The sequence below is a fragment of the Lachnoanaerobaculum sp. Marseille-Q4761 genome (assembly GCF_017565785.1).
Taxonomy (GTDB): domain Bacteria; phylum Bacillota; class Clostridia; order Lachnospirales; family Lachnospiraceae; genus Lachnoanaerobaculum.
On sequence record NZ_JAGEKB010000001.1, the window covers coordinates 414,902 to 433,199 of the forward strand.

Consider the following 18,298-nt stretch of genomic DNA (forward strand, 5'->3'; position numbering starts at 1 on the left):
ATACGCCGAAATTTCTTCAAATACAACGGAGCGTTGTATCGACTATTGTCAAAACTTTTTCTGTTAGTATAATAGAGCCATCAAATCTTTTTCATGATGTTTGATTTGATATCTCATATTCTTACGGAAAGTGCACTTTCTATTCTGGGTTTTCTAAAAATTCTTAAAAGTTCTAAACATCATGTATAAATCGGTGCACCGGTTTAGCTTTCCCTCATATATAGCTCGGCAGATAGTAGCCTTATTATTCTGCCGGGCTATAACCCCTAAAACTTTGGAATTGAAGGACATTAATTTAAATCCAATATTAACCACAAATAGACTCAAATATATTTTTTGACATAATAAAGGAGCGGAATATGCAAGAAAAAGACATAACACGAAAAAAGTTTGAAAGACATAATGATGTATTTGCAGATATAGTAAATGTATTATTATTTGGTGGTAAAAATATAATAAGTGAAGATTTACTCTGTGATGTACCTACAAGCAATTTACTAAAGATTGATGAAAAATTCGATTATCAAGATAGAGTTATCTCCAAATATTGGAAAAACAGCCAGCTTAATATTGCACTGGTGGGATTTGAAAATCAAGCAAATCCTTATAAATCAATGCCTCTTCAAGTTATTTGCTATGACTGTGCTGAATATGGCAGACAGTCAGTAAGAGAATACAGACATACGAAAAAATATCCTGTAATTACTTTAATATTACATCTTGGATATAATAAAAGATGGAAATACCCAAAGAGCCTTCGTGGTGTTTTAAATATAAATAAAAATCTGCTACCCTATGTAAATAATTATACAATTAATGTCTTTGAGATAGCACATCTGAACAGGGATATAATAGATTCATTTGAAAGTGATTTTTGGATATTGGCAGACTATCTCTATCAAATGAGAACGGATAAGACATATGTTCCTGATACCGGAACAATAAAACATATAGAAGAACTACTTTTACTGATGTCTATAACTACAGGAGACAGAAGATTTGAACAAGTAATAGATGAAGTTCTTGAAAAGAAAATTACTAATATGCGTGAGGTATTAGATATTATCGAATCCAGAGATATGGAAAAGTAAATAGTGGAAAGATATAAAATCGGTATGCAAAAGGTGGCATATATAATTAACAAACTCAATATAATATCCACAAATATAGGTGACTTGAGGCTTATAATGAGGAAAAGCACTGTAAATGCAAGCTGTGCCAGATTGTTAATACAGTATAGCTTGTCGGATAAATTTGACTAATAGTATCCTTCAATATTAGGAATTTATTATTGGTATACCGGCTCTAAAATACCACAACTCAATGAAATGCCTCAAAATAACCCGTGTTTATTTATCCTATTTTCAAGTTTTCTTCTGTTGTAAAGAAGATTGTATATACCATCAATGCTATAGGATTGCTTAATTCTATTACCGTAAGCTTAACTGCAAAAATTATTTTATCTGTACAAAAATATTAGCCTTAACAAGTTCATTACTAATCGGATATTTTTTCAAAATTGGCTGATTAGGATGAATTTGTAAAAATCACATTGAAGCCTTTTACAACACTGTCAGTACTCATAGTCACTGTAATTATTTGTCTCCTGACGAGTTTGAAAAGATATATAATAAGGCACGTGTTCTGCCGGCATCCTAGCTGGCGGAACCTCTCTTTTTAACTTGTACTAAATCTTGACATAGGACCAAAGGTACTTTATATTTTCCTTTTCATATTCATTAAATGTATAACTTTCAATCTGACTAAACTCATCAGGAGTGTACAAATTAGAATACTACAACTTTTGATCAACGTACTCCTGTAACACATTTTTATGCTATATATTTATCTGTATGTTCTATCATACTCTGTATTTCACTTTTATTTACAACATTTAATCCTCTTGATGTCCTTTTAGTTAGCTGTACTTTGCACATGTTATAAAGAATCGTTACATATAGCACTGTGATCTCTACAGTCCTCTTTTCTTCTTCTGTAAAGCTTGACCAGCTATAGTCTCTTCTTCGTTTAATCAAATCCATAAGTCTTACCAGCTGCTTATTATACTTATTTGCTATTTTAGCCATATTATATCCGTACTTGTCAATTACCTCACTAAGCTCATCAAAAAAACTAATGAACTCTCGTGTCTGTGCTTCTGTTTTTTTTGCCTCCTGCATCGCAATATCAGCTGAATCACTTAATTTTTTGGCATTAAACTCCATCAACAATCCACCTGCCAAAAGTCCTATTCCAGCAGAGGACGCACTAAGTACCGTACTTCCTAAAGCCATTCCGCCGCCACCTGATGCAAGACTTCCTCCTCCCAGTGCCGACAATGTAGCATTCGTCGCTGCAATACCTGATAAGTCTATAATAGCAGTTCCGGTTGATGCTGTACATAGTACAGATATAGCTGATGTTGTAGCACCTGCCGCAGCGAAACCACCTGCTACACCTGTAGCCATACTACCTGTAATTCCCAAAAGTAGGGAAACATCTCCGGATGTTTTTTTCAATTCCTGTATACCTTTATTATCTAGGTTGAATGAAAATGTTTCTATCTTTTTAAACTCAGGTCTCCCCTGTATCCTCTCAATACAATCACTGAATGTTTTAAAAGAATCTAATATATTCATTTCCATTTTCCCAAGTTCATCTGCCATGGCAATGGCTTTCTTACTATGTACTTTCAGCCTATACAGCGCATTGTTTTGAATCTTTTCCGCCTCTGAAATATAACCCTTTGAATCTTTTATTGTCACAGCACTATGCACTCCAAGTGTTGCTCCGGTAGCACCCGAAGCAACGCATACAGCAATCAAAATAAATGGAATTGCCATTTTTTATTCTCCTTAAAATACCACTACATTACATATTTCTTCATATACTGACTTATATATATTCAGCAAGCTCAACATACATTCAAACTTTTCTCTTTCTATATGTAACTGTTCAATAATTTTCTGCATCATTATCTCTTCTTCCTTTGCGTAATCATTGTCTGAAAGAAACATACCTAATATTTCAAAAGCAATGATATTCTTCTCACGCTCCGTAGCTCCTTCATCCAACTCCTTAAGCACATCATCCAATACTGCGGAATTATCAGGTACTCTCTGTTCTACATTCATTTCTCTACAATATGCCAAAGCCAATTCTTTTTCCTCATCTGCAACAATCCCATCTGCATAAATAGCACAACCACAAAGTTTAATAAATCTTTTCTTATTTGCTTCAGCCAATAAATTCAAAAACATCTCTACACCTCATTACTTTCCTTTTTTATTCCATCTGCTTGCGATATAACATTGTTAAATGCAGATTCATCAAATCCCCATTTATTTACCATTGTGTTTCGGACTTCTTCTTTACTATTGTCATCCAATTCCAACTGTGCTATTGCAGCAGAACCTGCCTGAATTGCTATCTCCGGCTCATAAAAAAGTATATCTGCAATAGTTTTATTACTACTTACAGTTGGCTTTACTACCATTCTCTTTCTTACCCTATATGGATCATTATTTGCCATCTCATCAGCCCTTACTTTTATTTGATTTAAATCTATAGTAGGCATATTTGGCTCAATATTTTTTAACATATGACGAGACAACATCAAATATTTAAGCTGGTCATCTGTAACTGTATCATATGTGTCTTTATTCTCTCTAATCATCTCTTTAGAAGTCTTGTAATTATAACCAAGCAGACTGTAATACTCCAGTAATCTTGATTCTTTATCAGTAGATTCACCATACTTTTGTGCATATAACACATATAATAAGTATGAGATATTCTCCTTAATTCTTTCTCTATCTTTCAAGTTAAATATTGTAAACTCACTTGAAAAAACATCAAAATTACCTACTGAAGTATCCGCCAGTTTTAACCTTGCATTTGCAGAGATTGGAAATGAGTTTCTTATCTTATTAAGTTCCCTGGTTTCCCTTTGCAAATTAATCGGACTGATTCTTTCTGAATCTTCCATAGCGTAAACAAGTAATATACGATAAACTTGTTCAAAGAAAGCATTCTTTTCCTTCTCTGAGGTAAATCTTTGTATAAGCCTTGATCCAAGCTTAATCCCACTTTGAACAGCCAGATTAACTATAGCACCTTGATTTCTTCTACTTGATTGATTCTCCCATGCTTTATCCGAAGATGTAAAAGTTCTCTTAATTCTACCAAAGATTCCTGACTTGCCATACTGATTGGTATACTGCATATCAGTGCTTGCCTTAGCGGCATATTCTCCAAGGTATTCTGCCATTCTATCTATCTGCTCTATATTAGTTCCAATAAAATTTGCAACTTTTCCATAACCGGTAACTCCACTTGCAGCAGAGAAGCTTTCTTGGAATACTCTTGATATTCCAATACTTTTACCTACATATTTATTGTCACTATAAATATTACTCATAAGTATTTCTCCTATTACTTCGTTTTTATATGTTATGTGAAATCATCAATGTCATCAATCTCAGACTTATACCTCAAAGATCCTAAAAATTCACCTTTTAAACGCTTCTTTTTTTGCCTCTTAAGCAGCTATTTTAGAAATTATCTTTTGATTATTACTATTTTTCGCACAGTATATAGCTATACTAATCCCTGCCTTTATAGCAAATGCAACTATACCAACTAACAGACCTATTACTTTTACTGTACAACTGTCCATATCATCTCGTAAGTTATTTGGCATATTATCTTCCTTTACAACTAAGATAAACTATATTCTTTTATCAGTTATTACCTTTATAACAACCCCTGCTATACCACATAACATTCCAATTACTTTCAACGCATCTCCATTCATTTTATCTCTATTATTCACTGCTTTCTCTTCTCTTGTACTAGTTCCCCTTTTTTCTATATCGGTATTATTCATTATCATATCCTCCTTTATTTTAAGCTTTATTAATTGAATGTATTAAAGTATAACTTTGTCATATCCTTCAACACTGTCCACATATTCACTAGCATTATTGCCTGTATATTCATCAACAAAGTTATTATACGTTAACTTTAACATTTCAACTTTCCTTACTCTATCAGCCAATTTTAAAAAGTATCTTTGACTCTGCAAATTATTAAACTCATATCCTTGCAACAACCTGCAATTATCATCTCTCATCAACTCATTTTTATAAAAGTCTTTATAATTGCATATTACAGAATCAGTATTATCCTTCAATTCTATACCTACAATCAACTGTATATCTACTACACTTTCCAATGCATCTATACACAACTTGATTAGCTTTATGCTTGAGTTAATCTTTCCTCTATTCCAAGGTGACTTTATAAAAAACTCTGCTGGTTTTTGCTTATCTATACTTCGTACTTCACTTATCAAACTCAAAATATATTCTTTTAGTTTACCTGATACACTATCCGTTACTGTACACGGGTAAGCTTGTCTTCTACATCTTAATCTATTAAACTTATGGAGTCTAACACGCCGTTCAGGCTCCATATTATCTATTAAAGATTTCCTTGACAGCAGTGTAAAGGTTTGGATTATTTTTCCGTACTCCAAGCAGCACACCCTTGCTCTGACATAATTCTTCGATGCTTTCAAAGCTTCGAAATGTCATTGCAAAAGTCTGCTTCCTCTTATAATCTCTTAAACAGCGTTCTGCTGTATTGTTTGTAGTTGGCACCCTCATATCATGCAGGAAGAGTAGATGTTGCGCTTTATATTTCTGCATCCGGCGATACAGATTGTATCCATCACGATAATAAGGACTTGGCTCATGAAGTATGTACTCTTCCCCAGCTTTTTCAAGGATTTCTTGGTACTTTCCTTCAAAGTCAGATACGATCTTGGGATCTAAATGTGCATCATCTGCATGCTCATTTCTGTAATGTACCATTTCCCGGATTAGTTCTCTCATCTTGCGGTGCCAGGTCAAAGATGGCTCATTTTCCATGCTGTCTTTCAGATACCGTTGTACATGTGCGAGACATTCCTGATGGGCATTGCCATACTTATAAAAGGTGATTTCGTGGTCGTGTACCAAAATACCTTGGAAATCCTCTGTTACAGTTCCCTTTACACCTTCATGCCCCTTTTTCTCACGGGCGAAGTAAAGAACATTCTGTTCATCCGGTGTTGCACATACATATACATATGCACTTTCTCCGTTTACCCTAGCATTTGTACAGTCTGTATGCATAACCGCAGAAGACAGCAGGTCTGCAAAGATCTTTTTTTGCTCTATTTTTGTTTTTTTTGAGAACTCATGGCAGAGTTTATTTATCATGCCTCCTGATATTTTCAGTTTTCCACCGGTAAGATCTGACAGAAAACGACTGCTTTTGTCAATAGAAACAGCACAGTCTGTGTTTAACAAAAACAAAAGTGCCTTGATGCTGCCATCATAGTTCACATCGTCAACAACACCACTTGGAAAAGCCGCATGGATTCGCTCTCCGGTCGTGGAATTGTAGTATACATCCGCTTGATATTCTGTTACATTCATAATCAACTCAACAGAAACGAGCTGCTTGATAATAGTCTTATTTGTCTTCTTAAAACCCGGATCTTTTGCCACCTCTTTTGGTGCCGGAAGGCAAATGACCTGAGTTGGTATCTGTTTCTTTCTTCCATGGTGGGCATGGCCCGGCTGTGCCCCGGGTTTTCTTCCGGTACACTCACGATTATTTGGAATTTTACTGCGGTTTCTTGATTGTGATGACGGAATGGAGGAATTCTCATAGTCACGGTTTAGCTGTGCTAAAAGTTTTTTATTTCGTCCTTTCTCATCATCAAGCTGAGTTTTTAATTCGCTGTTTTCACGGCAAAGGTCAGTAATCTTAGACAACGCCTGTTCCCTGTCACGTTCTGATAACAACCACTTCTTTTCTTTCTCTTTTAACCCACGTTTCAACTCTTTCATTGATGCATGTAGTTCTTTAAGTGCGTCCTCGTATGCTTCTTCACACCATTTCCATGCATTTTTTACATCCCTATGAAGACCTTCAATAACAAGGTTTAGTTGCTTTATCTGCCTACGATACTCATCGATCAACTTTTGATGTTCCCTTTGAATCTGCTTAAAGCGCTCACCTGATTTAAAATCGGCAACTTCCTTTTTTAGTATTTTGTTTTCCTGTTGTAAAGCACCAATATATTCAAAGGGAATTCTCATTATGATTTCTCCAGTTCCTTGATTATTTTATTCTGATTATTAACAATTCGCTCCAAAAGATATATTTGCTCTTTCTGAGCTTCGATTGTTTCCAAAAGTACCTTGTTTTCCTTTTCGTATTCCTTACATAATGTTTTTTGTAAGGCTAAAAGCTGTTCTATCTTACCGGAAATATGATTCATATACTCACCTCATTTCATGGTAAGATTATATCAGAAATGTTGTATTTATGCGAATTTGACGACAAAGTCCCTTCGTTATTTTGCCATGTTCATAACTCTTAAAAAAAACCATGTTCAAACACAGATTGTGTAGAACTATCCACAAATGATAGTGAAATCATTCTGTATAGGATAGATATAGATAAAATCTGTTGATAACTTAAATACAAAAAATTCGGTTGGCAGAGTTACCAACAAAAACTCTACTAACCGAATCACTCATAATAAAATAAGAAAATAATTTTCGGCATTTTTCACAATGGGAATATACTACCCGTGTACAGTAACCACTATCCAATTTTACTTGAATATTTTCATATTCACGTATCTTGTTTTTCGGATTATCATATGCTCGCTGTATTGCCTCCTTAATTCCTCTTATTTCTCCCTTTTCCTGTTTTATCATCATCTCTTTTACTGATTCTATTTGTGAACTGATACTTTCTACTGTCCCTACATAGAAATCCACAAGAAATTTTGCCATACCTGCTTGTGTATCAAGCATATATTCACTTGGAATTGATAATAAACCAACATCATCAACTAATTCATCAAAATTTAGTCCTATTATATCTTTAGTCTTTTTTGATAGCTCATCCTTATAACTTGGACTAATTTGTGAACTGGCCAATTCAAGTAATTTCAAAGCAGCCTTTGTCTTCTCCACTTATACTCCTCCTCTCTATCTAAACACCAACCTGTTTCCTCTATCACTCATAAACTCATCAAAGTCTCCTTTCCAAGGCAATTCATAGCCTTCTTTATTACAAAAAGCAGCTAAGATATTTCTCAGTTCCTTTTCATCTGTAGCATTATTTATCTTTACATCTAATGATGAAAAGCTTTTTATATTACATAACATGGTGTCCATATCACACTGTTTTGCTTCAATTAAGTATTGCGATAAGGCAATGTTTATTTGCCTCATTGAATCCAGTTCTCGCTCCAATGCACCTGTCAGCCCAAATCTAATTCCAAGCTCTCTAATTATAAGTTGAATCAATCTAAACCAGGCAATAATATTAAGCTGAGTAAAGAATATCACCCAATTTCCACCCGATTTTACTCCGGCAGATACTCCATCCATACAACATAGTGTTCCCGAACCTACTAATAACATTATTCTCAGCTTCTCACTTCTAATATTTGGTATACATTCTACAACAGGCCTTTTATCTACATAGTGATGTCTTACTGCCCAGCAAAATTTTATTGCTAAATCAGTGAATATTACAGGAATTGACATAGCAAGTCCATACCTAAAATCATAACCTTCTTGAAATGTGCGGATTGCTATTGTAGCCAAATCCTGTCTATCTTTACCGACGTCAAGTTTCCCGATTTTACACAACTGAAACAGTTCAAAAAATGGTATTACGATACCTGCACCTCTACCTCCTTGTCCTCTGCTTCCGGAGCTACCTGCAATATCTGACATTATATGACCTATCCAATTTACCAAACCGCAAAATAACTTTGAGATAAAATTATTTCCTTGCATCTCAAAACTTTTTGTATTTATCGAAATGACTTTCCCGTCAGCAATAAATGTTGATGTGGCTGTAAACTGATTCAAAATTGAAAAGAACAAACCAACGATATCAAGAGAATGCCCCAAACTCATAATATGATGGTTTTTAGTAGTCATATTGAAAATTCCATCCACATCCATAGTATGCCTTTGGTCATAATTTACTCGAAATTTTTTCTCTAAAAAGCCTATCGCACTTGCTATATTGTTTTCTTTTCCCTCCTCCGGTTTCCAACCAACTAATTTTGCAAAACTCTTTACTGCATTATCAACCTGACTATCCGTCCAACTTACTAATACACTGTCTTTAGGTGAGCCAACCATAAAAACATCTATCAGTCCACCTATAACACCACATCCGGCAGCTATAAGATAGTCGTATTTATCACATCTATCTTTTAATAAGAGCAGTTCTTTATTTCTATCAAAGTCTGCTTTATTAAAATATCTATTATCATTGTCCATGTCTCTCCCCTGTCACCCTCACATTCTCTCCATTGCTTCTCAACCACATATCTATGCCGTTGTCTAATATCTCCGTTTTTATTATGTATTTGCCATCTTTTTAGTTTTCTATCTTGACTGTATTGAGGCGGTTAAGGATAGCATCTACATCATAACCGCTGTATTCAAGTCGGATTCGCTCAAGCTTGCCTCCATACATAACCCGGATTCACTTTCTGAACTCTCCCTCTTCAAATCTGTATTTGTACGATATCCTGAAACACTTATCTAATACTGTACCCTTTTATGCTATCTATTCTATAGATAGTCAGATAAGTATTGTTCATGATATCATGGCTTTCTCTAAGCCCTTTACCATCTATAGAGGCTCTTATTCTCTTTTGGTACACAGCAGGCTATAAGCTTTTCCAATATTGCCTTCATCTCATCCTTTGGTAATTCTCTACTGTCAAATAAAATCTTGCATACCTCTAAGGTCTCACTATTGGTAATGTAAACATTTTGCTTTGTCCCTATCTTATAGCCGCCATCTTTTCTGTCATATACTATGGAACTTGTTGTTCCATATGTTGCTGCATCTGAGTGAAAAAATTATTATACCCTCAATATATCTTTAAATAGCCCTTCCATCCACTCCATAGTTCATAGCCTCTTCATTTTTCTGACTATTTCACCATTTGTCAGTTTGGAATATATCTCAAGCACTCTTGAAACCTTGTCAAACTTGCACTCTTTCATATGTATCATCTCCTTATGCCTTCACTATACACTCTTAACTGGACATGTTTTGTCATTGTATTAGAAAATATCATTTCTCTCAAAAAAAGAGAGAAACTATACCCTCTCTGCTTTTACCGCTCCTATACTCCTTATATCTATAAGTCAAACAAAAAGTTATCTTTTAAAACCGTCACTGTAACTTTGGGAAAAATCCCTCCATTCAGAAATTTACAAATCCTATTAGGATATATATTAGTAAATAACATTTTTCTTTATTTTATATTATTTTTTGCTTTCTTTCAACTCGTAAATTATCTTAATATTATGGATATAAAGATAATAAATGGATTCTACTTGAGAATGATACAAATGTCTTTTCTAATTACACTGACGAATGAGGATATATCTTTTCGTCTTAAATCGTGTATCGATAGCTTTAATTACAGCTTTAAATAAATTGACCCCGAAACCGAAAAAAGAGTTACAAAGTTTACTGTAAAAGAAAAATGTATGTATCATAAGACATATCAAAACTGCCGCAGCTTTAGTCGACTCATATCTTTCTTTATAGTTTTAGTCCAGCTTTTTCTTTACATAATTAATACCATCGCCACTATATACTATACAACCAATAATGAATACAGCCCAACAAAATTTTTCTATGTTAAAATACGCAAATAATCCCACTGCCATCAATATTATAGACACTATGATCAACCTCTTATTGCTATTTTCTTCTCCTTAAATTTCTTTGTTCTCCCCATAAATAAAATAGAGCAACTAAAAATTTGTCAGGATATTTCTATTTTGTGCTATGGGAAGTAAAATTACTTACTTCCCGATGGTCCCAAGAATATTCAATCATTTTTTTCAAAACTTTTTATGTTAACACATCATTCACCTAATTCAAATGAATTTAACTGTTTCCTTTCTAAGTCTGTAAATTCATCAAATCTAGTTTTATTTTCTCTAATTTTATATCCAATTTCATCTTTAGATATATACTTTATATAGTTTGGTTCACTAAATATCCATTCATTTCCTATTTCTATTGCTGCTATTTTACATATAAATTTTAGTACCTGTATATCATCCTTCCATATCTTTTCTTTATATTTATCTGCCTCTTCAATATTGAACTTTTTCAACAAATCAAACGAATTGCAAAACTTATACATGTCTAAAACATTTAACACTGACTCGTCTTTAATAACATCACAAAATCTATTTACATACTTTTTGTAAATCTCATTTAAATCCTCTTCCATAATATTGCTTTCTAAACCTTCAAAAAACTTACTTTTATTACCTTTATAATCTTTGTCTATCTGTTCAATCCAGTATGCTACTTCACCCAACTCCATTAATTCCGCATTATGAATAATATCACTCAACAATGCTTTCCATTCAGTAGCCTTTATCATTTTTTTTATTAATTTAACAATACAAGGATCCATTGTGTTTTCTGATACAATATCAGTATATTTTGTTTTTAAAATAAATAGACAGTTAAGAACTACACTGCTACGAGTATTTTCAACATAAGCAATCAGGTATTTTATTTCTTCTATAAAAGGTCTTAAATTTTGTTGATTTACATTATTATATATCATTTTTTTCATATCAGAATATTCTAATATATTCAAAAATTTATTAATATCACTTCTCAAAGGAATATCAATTCTATCTATATTCAAGCAAAAATATAATTCAAATCTTTCTGAATAAGATATCCTCATATTCCTTACAATTTTTTCTTTCTTTGATTCCCTAATATTATCTTTGTTATTTACCTTCTCTACAAAAGCTGGAAACATAGCATAAAGAATTTCTATTGCTCTTTTTCCATCTATTCCAATTTTTTGGAACCATGTCTCATATTCCTCAGCTGATTTATACTCCTCATCATATTTATACTCATTGCAAAGAATATCTCCATTATTATAAATCCAATGATACAACTTAGGTTCAAATAATTCAATTGTGGTAATGCCTATCATATCTTCCAATGAGGTTTCTTTATATAACGCACCATATTTAAAACGAAATGTATTTAACAATCTGTTTACATCTCGTATAGTATGAATGTACGGATATACCACACAATCTAATATCTTTGATAGATATGCATTATCAATTTCAACCTCTCTCGAAATAACCTTTACATCAGCTATTAGCTTTTCTTTCATAATATTTTCTAATATACCATGACCAACTTCAGGAATATTAAATTGAACTTGTACAATCTTCTCCAAGTATCTATTTCCATCTACATGCAATTCTGAAGTAAGTGCATCAGCGACAATATCTCTATCCATAGACAATATATAAATTATCCTAGGAAAATCTGCAACACTTTTAACCAAATGTAGAATATCTATTATTTGAGTATTAGTTAACCTATCTATATCATCTATTACAACAACTATTGTTTGTCCCTGAGCTTTTAATTCATCTTCAATTTGCTTTCTTATTTCATTTAACTCTTTATTATTTTTTAATTTCTTACCCAAATTCCCAAATAATACTTTTAAAACAGGAGTTAATGCTGATCCAATTATAGGTACTAATGTGCATAATTCCAATGCTTCCGTATATTCACTCATAATTTCACCCATTTTCTTTTTTGTAATACCTTCCTCTTTACATATTCTTGATCTTAAATTATGCAAAAAGAGCATCATCAAATCACCATGTTTTGGATAATTCCATGGATTAAAGTTAACTATAATTGGCTTCTTTTTATTCCTATTTTCTTCTCCTACTACTATTTGCTTTAATTCTTCTGTAACCATATTAATTACAGATGTCTTCCCAGATCCCCACTTACCAAACAATCCTATAACTAATCCTTCATCATACTCGTAGTTATATATAGAACTGCTTAAATTTCGCGAAAACTCTCGCCTGCTAAGCAAATCTTCTTCACATTTATCAATTGGGCAATCTGTATAATAGTTCATTGTACTCCTCCATTTTTTACAAAATTATATTTAAAATTTCTTACTAAATAATTCCAAACAATAGTATTTTAGAAACTTAAAGCAACTACAAACAAAGAAAGGACTATCATTTCTCTCTTTATCCCCCTAAAAATAATAGTCATATTGCGTAATATTAATCCTAGATTATTCACAGCACATCTGTGAAAGTGGCTAAAATCCACATAATTACTATATTTTAATTAAATATTTCCGTTTACTTATCAAGTAAATTAAAAAATAGTCATTTGGGGTGAATTTAAGGTGTTAAAACTTAATAAAAATACACAAATGAACCCTTTATAAGTATTGTAAACACCTTATCACTTGAAAGCAATAGAAAAACTAAAATCAGAAACTCTTCACCGGTATACTGACTGCCTCGATCCGAGTGCAATATACCACAATGGATATCATAGCGTTTTATTACATTTATAAATGTATCAATGCAGAGTTCCTTTTTAATGTTGTCTCTCATTTCGAGAGACAAAAATTTCTCCATTGTAACAGTCCATGATTGGTGAAATATAAAGTCTTCCATACATACACTGAATCCAGCTTATGTCGGTAAGCATCTTTGAATGAGTCATTCCCTTTGGTTTACGATTAGGCTTCAGAAGCCCATCTATTTTCACGCATTATGCGGGTTATAAGGTGTATACCGGCTTTAAATCCCCTTTGGGATAAAGCAAATTGTATACGAGGTACACCATAATTATAATTATATGGAGGCAATATCGCCGAAAGAACAGAATCCCTACCGAGTTTTCAAGATTTCTTCTAAACTTGTAATAATCTGTTTCACCGACACAGAGCACTTTGCATATAGCTTTTATGACCATCGACCATCGTGTTCATGTATAAATAGAAACCTATTGCGAGCTCTTACTTCTTTCGGCGTGTAGCGAAAAAACCAGTACTTTCTGAAGTATTTCATTTGAACGTTTTTGTTCTGCATTTTCTTTTTTAAGGTCTAGGATGCGTTGCTCTTTAATATCTCCCGGAACAGATTTATAACTACTTCTGGGAAAAGCATTCTGTCCGTATTTATTGCGTTTGTTACGCCATCCGGATAGGGTGTAATAAGAAACACCAAGTTGTGCTGCAGCATTTTTAGTCCTATTTCATCAGAAAGACGAACAGCCTTTTCTTTGAATGTTTTATCGTATTGCATAATTCTCACCTCCACTACTTAACTGTAGTATATTATAGTGAGTTTATCGACTGCTCTTAAATGATAGCACTCCAGAATTAAAATGTTGATTTCCGATTCTGTGGCTTTTTTAGTTATGCTTACTTATTTTAGTGCTTACCGCTCAGCTAAATAAAATATATTATCAAAAAGCAAATCACTTTTTACGTGCAATGCAAATATCTAAATACTCTGAAATAGAATCACATAAATGAATTTTCTTGTCATACTGAATTGTGAAAACATTTCCACTATTGTTAACAGCAGTTATTAATCCATCGATTGCCTGATTCTCTAAAACAAAGCAATCTGTTGGAAATTCCGAATTTAGTCCTCTTTCCTGTTTTGTTGCTTCAACGACATTCAAATAGCCTTCAACATTGAGTCCTGTCCATTCAGTTCCATAAAAGCTTATAGCCCCATACTCCTTCACATAATCAATAAACTCTTCTGGAAATTCCAAGCCCAATTCATTTTGAGCCTCTTTTAATTGACTTGTATTGCATCCTTTCGCATGATAGAGTTTATCAATCTTCTTAATCTTTTCAATGATACTTTTCATTATAAATTACCTCCGTCATTTGCTCTTGCCTCCCAATGAGAACTCCTTTCTCCGGCAAAAACCTGCCTATCTATTTCAGATTCTTTTGTTTTATCATGAAGTATTGCGTCATTCCCTTTCCCCCTATGTTCATCTGGGTTAAGTTCTGCAAGCGGACTATCTGCATGCTGTCCAATATGGTGAAGTTCAATCACCTTTCCTTCTTTATTAATTGGTGATAAACCTTGCTCTGCCCGTTCCTTATTTGTTCGTCCCATAGCATCTTTCTGCTCCCAATCAATATCACTTCGAATTAGGCATTTCTTTCCTCCAATTTCATCTTCTTGCAAACCGGCACATCTATAAATTTCATATTCCTTCACAGAACCAATGGAATCAATTATCTCATCTGACCACCCTGTTTCTTCCTTTATTTTAGCTATTTCTTCATCTGTAAGACTTTCTTTAACATCACTATATTCATCTAATTTATTTACTTCTGAAGTATCATCGTTTTCAACTACATCTCCCTTACTGTCGACTTTCTCTCTTAATTGTTCAGGAGTTAAATTCTCTATATCATCCAATTTACTCTTAACAGCATCTCCTGCATTCTTTACATTTTCTACTTGGTTCTTTGCTATTTCAATGCTTTTTTGAGCCACTTCTTTCGCAACCTCAACACTCTTTTTGGCCACCTCGACAGCCATCTCACCTGCTTTTTCAGCACCTACAACAATTGATTCTAAAACTGGCATCACTTCACCCTCTCGTTCAAGTAACTTAAGACTTCATTTACAAATACCATATTCTTAACAAGACAAAAATCATTAACAGCATTTGTAATATTAATTTTATCAACAAACTCACCCACATAAAGTCCAGCAACTGTTTCAACAACTTTCTTCGATGGTTTCTTTCTATAGAATTTTTCGAGTTCCATCTGCAACTCTTTTAGTTTAGTTTCTGTTGGATTCTGAATAGTACTCTCAATTAATGCAACCAGATTATCGCTTGGCAATTTATTGTTGCTAAATACTCCATAAATCATTAATGAAATAATTTTTTGAGCAATAGATTTCATTATACATTTTTTCTTGTCCACTCCCGGAATCATTGTAATAGATTTAAGAATTGCAGAATGGCTTATCTGCTCATAAGCAACCTCTAATCCATCATATATATCTTTTTGTTTCGCTTCAAACAGCAGACTTACAAGTGCTTTTACCGACCATGTAGCCATTTCTTTTGACAGCTGGTTGTTCACTATGCTTTGATTGATTTGTAGCATCTTCCTATCAATGTCTTTATTGTAAAGATTAACATCAGATATCTGATTACTTCCAACTTCATCAATCTTAACAATGACCGGTTGTGCCATTCCTTCTTTATGGCATAATGCGTATCCCACTTTACTATTTCCCAAGGAAATTGCATCTTCCATATATATTCCAATTGTATTTGCAATGTTTTCTTGATCATCCTTCGCAACAATTCGATGCACAATTTTATTTGATGAATTCTTTATTACATCAGGTGCAAGTTTGCTTGGTATCTGTTCTGCAACAATTACTCCCTGCCCATATGAACGCATCTCAGCAAGCATATTTGTAAAATGATCTACTGCCTTACCCTTTGGATTTCCAATATCTTCATTATTTTCTATTGAAGTATTTTTTAATAATCTATGTGCTTCTTCAATAACTAACAAATGTTTTAATCCTTTTACCCCACTGACTTCTTTTTGCACTTGTCTATACTCATTCACATACATGATTAATAGTCCCAAAGCAAATGCTTTATCTGCATCATCCGCTAAGCCTTCAAGTTCCAGTACAGAATTAGTTTCTAGAAGTTTCCCCATATCCACCATATCATGTGTATTGAACATATATCCCTTTGAGCCAACGCAAAGGCTGTCTATTCTGGCTTTCATTGCACCACGAATATTTCCCTTTATTTCTCCTTCATATGTCATCTCCTTTTCAATGTATCTGTCTATTTCATCCTTCAAGTTTTGCATAGTAGGAAATACATATTTATGAGCTGACATATTATAGTATTCCTTCATCTTGCTTTCTTCAAACAAGTTCTGTTTATTCTTTGAATCAACAAGACATGGGTGAAATCCAAGGGTTAAATTCCATCCTCGATTATTGTATATATTGTAAATACACTTTTCCAATATATATGGCATTGGACCATAGAAAGCAAAAGAAGCACTAAACAAATCCTTAAGCATATCAATGTGTTGCTGTGGGCTAATCCCAGGCAATATATAAAACGGATTTATCTTTAAACAATTAATTTCCAAACGTCCCAGAGTATATACATTAGTATTACTCTTTTTAATATTACGGTATTCCTTTTTTGCAGGTTCAATAATCATAAATGGTTTTTCTACTGATTCCAAAATTTTCTTTACCGTATTAGTTTTACCACTTCCTGTAATTCCACATACAAATGTATGTTTATTAAGATCATATTCACTTAATCCAAATGGCATATTCTTAAGCGGCCTATCATATTCACATACATAGCCCAGTTCTTTATCATTAGCCTTTAATGAGTAATTTAATGAATAATTTCTTGATTCCTTTATTTCAAATCCAACCGTATTATCAACCGGAATTGTGCAAATACCACACAATTCTTCTGACGTTACCAGACTACATAATGGACTCTGTCCATTACCATCAAAAAAACCTTTTGGAATCATTAATTGCTGATTATGAATTTTGGTGGTTGGTAAATTGTCTCCTATACAAGTATCCTTGTATGAAAAAACTACCGGCGGAAGGACTTCTGGAATACCTGATGCAATTTCACTGTATAAACTTCCTTGAATAACATCACTTGCAATTTTACTGTCAGATGAATATGTAACTATTGATTCCCACATTCCTATGCTTCTACCAACTTTTAAACGTTCGGTCATAGACTCTGCCATCTTCATCAGTTCAAGAGCAAATCCATTTTGAATATCTCCAGAAATAGATTCACTTTCACTAATTGTTTTTGTTACTGCGTCACTATATCCCTTAGAAATACTATATGTAGTTCCTTTTGAGCTATTCTTACTAAAGTTCAGCTGTTGACCTACTACAAGACCAATTAAACCTCCTCCAACTAATCCAAGTGCATTACCTATTATTGGAACGGGCATACCTGCAACTGAACCAATTTTTGCACCTAATAGCATTCCCGGAATAGCACCGGAAAGATTAGCTCCACTTCCTTTATTTTTGTTTGTTCCTTTAGTCTCATTAAATGTGTCAGTATGAGTATTCCCTTCTGAATTACCACTTTGTAAAGAGAGTGTTCTCTTTGATATTGCAAAGCAATCATCCTGAATCCTTATAGCTTGATTTATCTTTTCTTGAATACTATACTCATCAACCGGCTTGCACAAAACCATTATTGTATAGTTCTGTCCATTAAGGGGCTGTGAAATAAGTCCCTAAAAGAAATAGGACCATTCGTTCATGCGAAA

At 33.4% G+C, this 18,298-nt stretch carries 19 protein-coding genes; 2 read left to right on the top strand and 17 right to left on the bottom strand.

Annotated elements, in window-relative coordinates; translation table 11 throughout:
* Positions 1-359 precede the first annotated feature (359 nt).
* Together J4O15_RS01920 and J4O15_RS01925 are read left to right on the top strand one after the other, a co-directional pair.
* On the top strand, positions 360-1,091 hold the full coding sequence (locus J4O15_RS01920) for an Rpn family recombination-promoting nuclease/putative transposase (protein ID WP_208099482.1): 732 nt from the start codon (positions 360-362) through the stop codon (positions 1,089-1,091).
* 3 nt (positions 1,092-1,094) lie between these two features.
* Positions 1,095-1,262 carry a hypothetical protein gene (locus tag J4O15_RS01925; protein WP_208099483.1) on the top strand — a complete coding sequence of 56 codons (168 nt, stop codon included), beginning with the start codon at positions 1,095-1,097 and terminating at the stop codon, positions 1,260-1,262.
* A 570-nt stretch (positions 1,263-1,832) separates the two neighbouring features.
* Here the strand turns inward: J4O15_RS01925 and J4O15_RS01930 are convergent.
* The 17 genes from J4O15_RS01930 to J4O15_RS02010 all read right to left on the bottom strand — a co-directional run bounded on the left by J4O15_RS01930 (position 1,833) and on the right by J4O15_RS02010 (position 18,223).
* Positions 1,833-2,843, bottom strand: coding sequence for a hypothetical protein (locus J4O15_RS01930; RefSeq protein WP_208099484.1), 1,011 nt, complete (start codon positions 2,841-2,843; stop codon positions 1,833-1,835).
* A gap of 12 nt (positions 2,844-2,855) precedes the next feature.
* Entirely contained in the window at positions 2,856-3,260 is a 405-nt protein-coding gene (locus tag J4O15_RS01935) for a hypothetical protein (protein ID WP_208099485.1), read from the bottom strand.
* A 2-nt stretch (positions 3,261-3,262) separates the two neighbouring features.
* Positions 3,263-4,420 (bottom strand): hypothetical protein, encoded by a 1,158-nt coding sequence (locus tag J4O15_RS01940; protein WP_208099486.1) that lies wholly within the window; start codon positions 4,418-4,420, stop codon positions 3,263-3,265.
* A gap of 120 nt (positions 4,421-4,540) precedes the next feature.
* A complete protein-coding gene (locus tag J4O15_RS01945) occupies positions 4,541-4,702 on the bottom strand; it encodes a hypothetical protein (protein WP_208099487.1) in 162 nt (53 codons plus the stop codon).
* 27 nt (positions 4,703-4,729) lie between these two features.
* A complete protein-coding gene (locus J4O15_RS01950; RefSeq protein ID WP_208099488.1) occupies positions 4,730-4,888 on the bottom strand; it encodes a hypothetical protein in 159 nt (52 codons plus the stop codon).
* Between the two features lie 42 nt (positions 4,889-4,930).
* On the bottom strand, positions 4,931-5,362 hold the full coding sequence (locus J4O15_RS01955; RefSeq protein ID WP_208099489.1) for a hypothetical protein: 432 nt from the start codon (positions 5,360-5,362) through the stop codon (positions 4,931-4,933).
* A 115-nt stretch (positions 5,363-5,477) separates the two neighbouring features.
* On the bottom strand, positions 5,478-7,154 hold the full coding sequence (locus J4O15_RS01960) for an IS66 family transposase (protein WP_208099434.1): 1,677 nt from the start codon (positions 7,152-7,154) through the stop codon (positions 5,478-5,480).
* The gene (locus tag J4O15_RS01965; RefSeq protein WP_208099433.1) at positions 7,154-7,336 is read right to left on the bottom strand and encodes a hypothetical protein; all 183 of its coding nucleotides are present in this window, start codon (positions 7,334-7,336) and stop codon (positions 7,154-7,156) included. Before J4O15_RS01965 ends, J4O15_RS01960 begins: the two co-directional genes overlap by 1 nt.
* A 199-nt stretch (positions 7,337-7,535) precedes the next feature.
* Positions 7,536-8,042, bottom strand: a complete 507-nt coding sequence (locus J4O15_RS01970) for a hypothetical protein (protein ID WP_208099490.1) — start codon at positions 8,040-8,042, stop codon at positions 7,536-7,538.
* Positions 8,043-8,057: 15 nt separating this feature from the next.
* Positions 8,058-9,371, bottom strand: coding sequence for a hypothetical protein (locus J4O15_RS01975; RefSeq protein WP_208099491.1), 1,314 nt, complete (start codon positions 9,369-9,371; stop codon positions 8,058-8,060).
* Positions 9,372-10,984: 1,613 nt separating this feature from the next.
* On the bottom strand, positions 10,985-13,054 hold the full coding sequence (locus J4O15_RS01985) for a KAP family P-loop NTPase fold protein (protein ID WP_208099492.1): 2,070 nt from the start codon (positions 13,052-13,054) through the stop codon (positions 10,985-10,987).
* Positions 13,055-13,346: 292 nt separating this feature from the next.
* Positions 13,347-13,550 carry a hypothetical protein gene (locus J4O15_RS01990; protein ID WP_208099493.1) on the bottom strand — a complete coding sequence of 68 codons (204 nt, stop codon included), beginning with the start codon at positions 13,548-13,550 and terminating at the stop codon, positions 13,347-13,349.
* A 128-nt stretch (positions 13,551-13,678) separates the two neighbouring features.
* Positions 13,679-13,807: an IS3 family transposase gene (locus tag J4O15_RS16515; protein WP_442911587.1), complete on the bottom strand. Its 129-nt coding sequence runs from the start codon at positions 13,805-13,807 to the stop codon at positions 13,679-13,681.
* A gap of 238 nt (positions 13,808-14,045) precedes the next feature.
* Complete coding sequence (locus J4O15_RS01995) at positions 14,046-14,246, bottom strand: hypothetical protein (RefSeq protein WP_243761927.1); 201 nt, start codon at positions 14,244-14,246, stop codon at positions 14,046-14,048.
* Between the two features lie 175 nt (positions 14,247-14,421).
* Positions 14,422-14,826, bottom strand: a complete 405-nt coding sequence (locus J4O15_RS02000; RefSeq protein WP_208099494.1) for an SMI1/KNR4 family protein — start codon at positions 14,824-14,826, stop codon at positions 14,422-14,424.
* Positions 14,826-15,563: an HNH/ENDO VII family nuclease gene (locus J4O15_RS02005; RefSeq protein WP_208099495.1), complete on the bottom strand. Its 738-nt coding sequence runs from the start codon at positions 15,561-15,563 to the stop codon at positions 14,826-14,828. The genes J4O15_RS02000 and J4O15_RS02005 overlap by 1 nt, the downstream gene beginning before the upstream one ends.
* Positions 15,563-18,223, bottom strand: coding sequence for an ATP-binding protein (locus J4O15_RS02010; RefSeq protein ID WP_208099496.1), 2,661 nt, complete (start codon positions 18,221-18,223; stop codon positions 15,563-15,565). Before J4O15_RS02010 ends, J4O15_RS02005 begins: the two co-directional genes overlap by 1 nt.
* Positions 18,224-18,298: the final 75 nt, after the last annotated feature.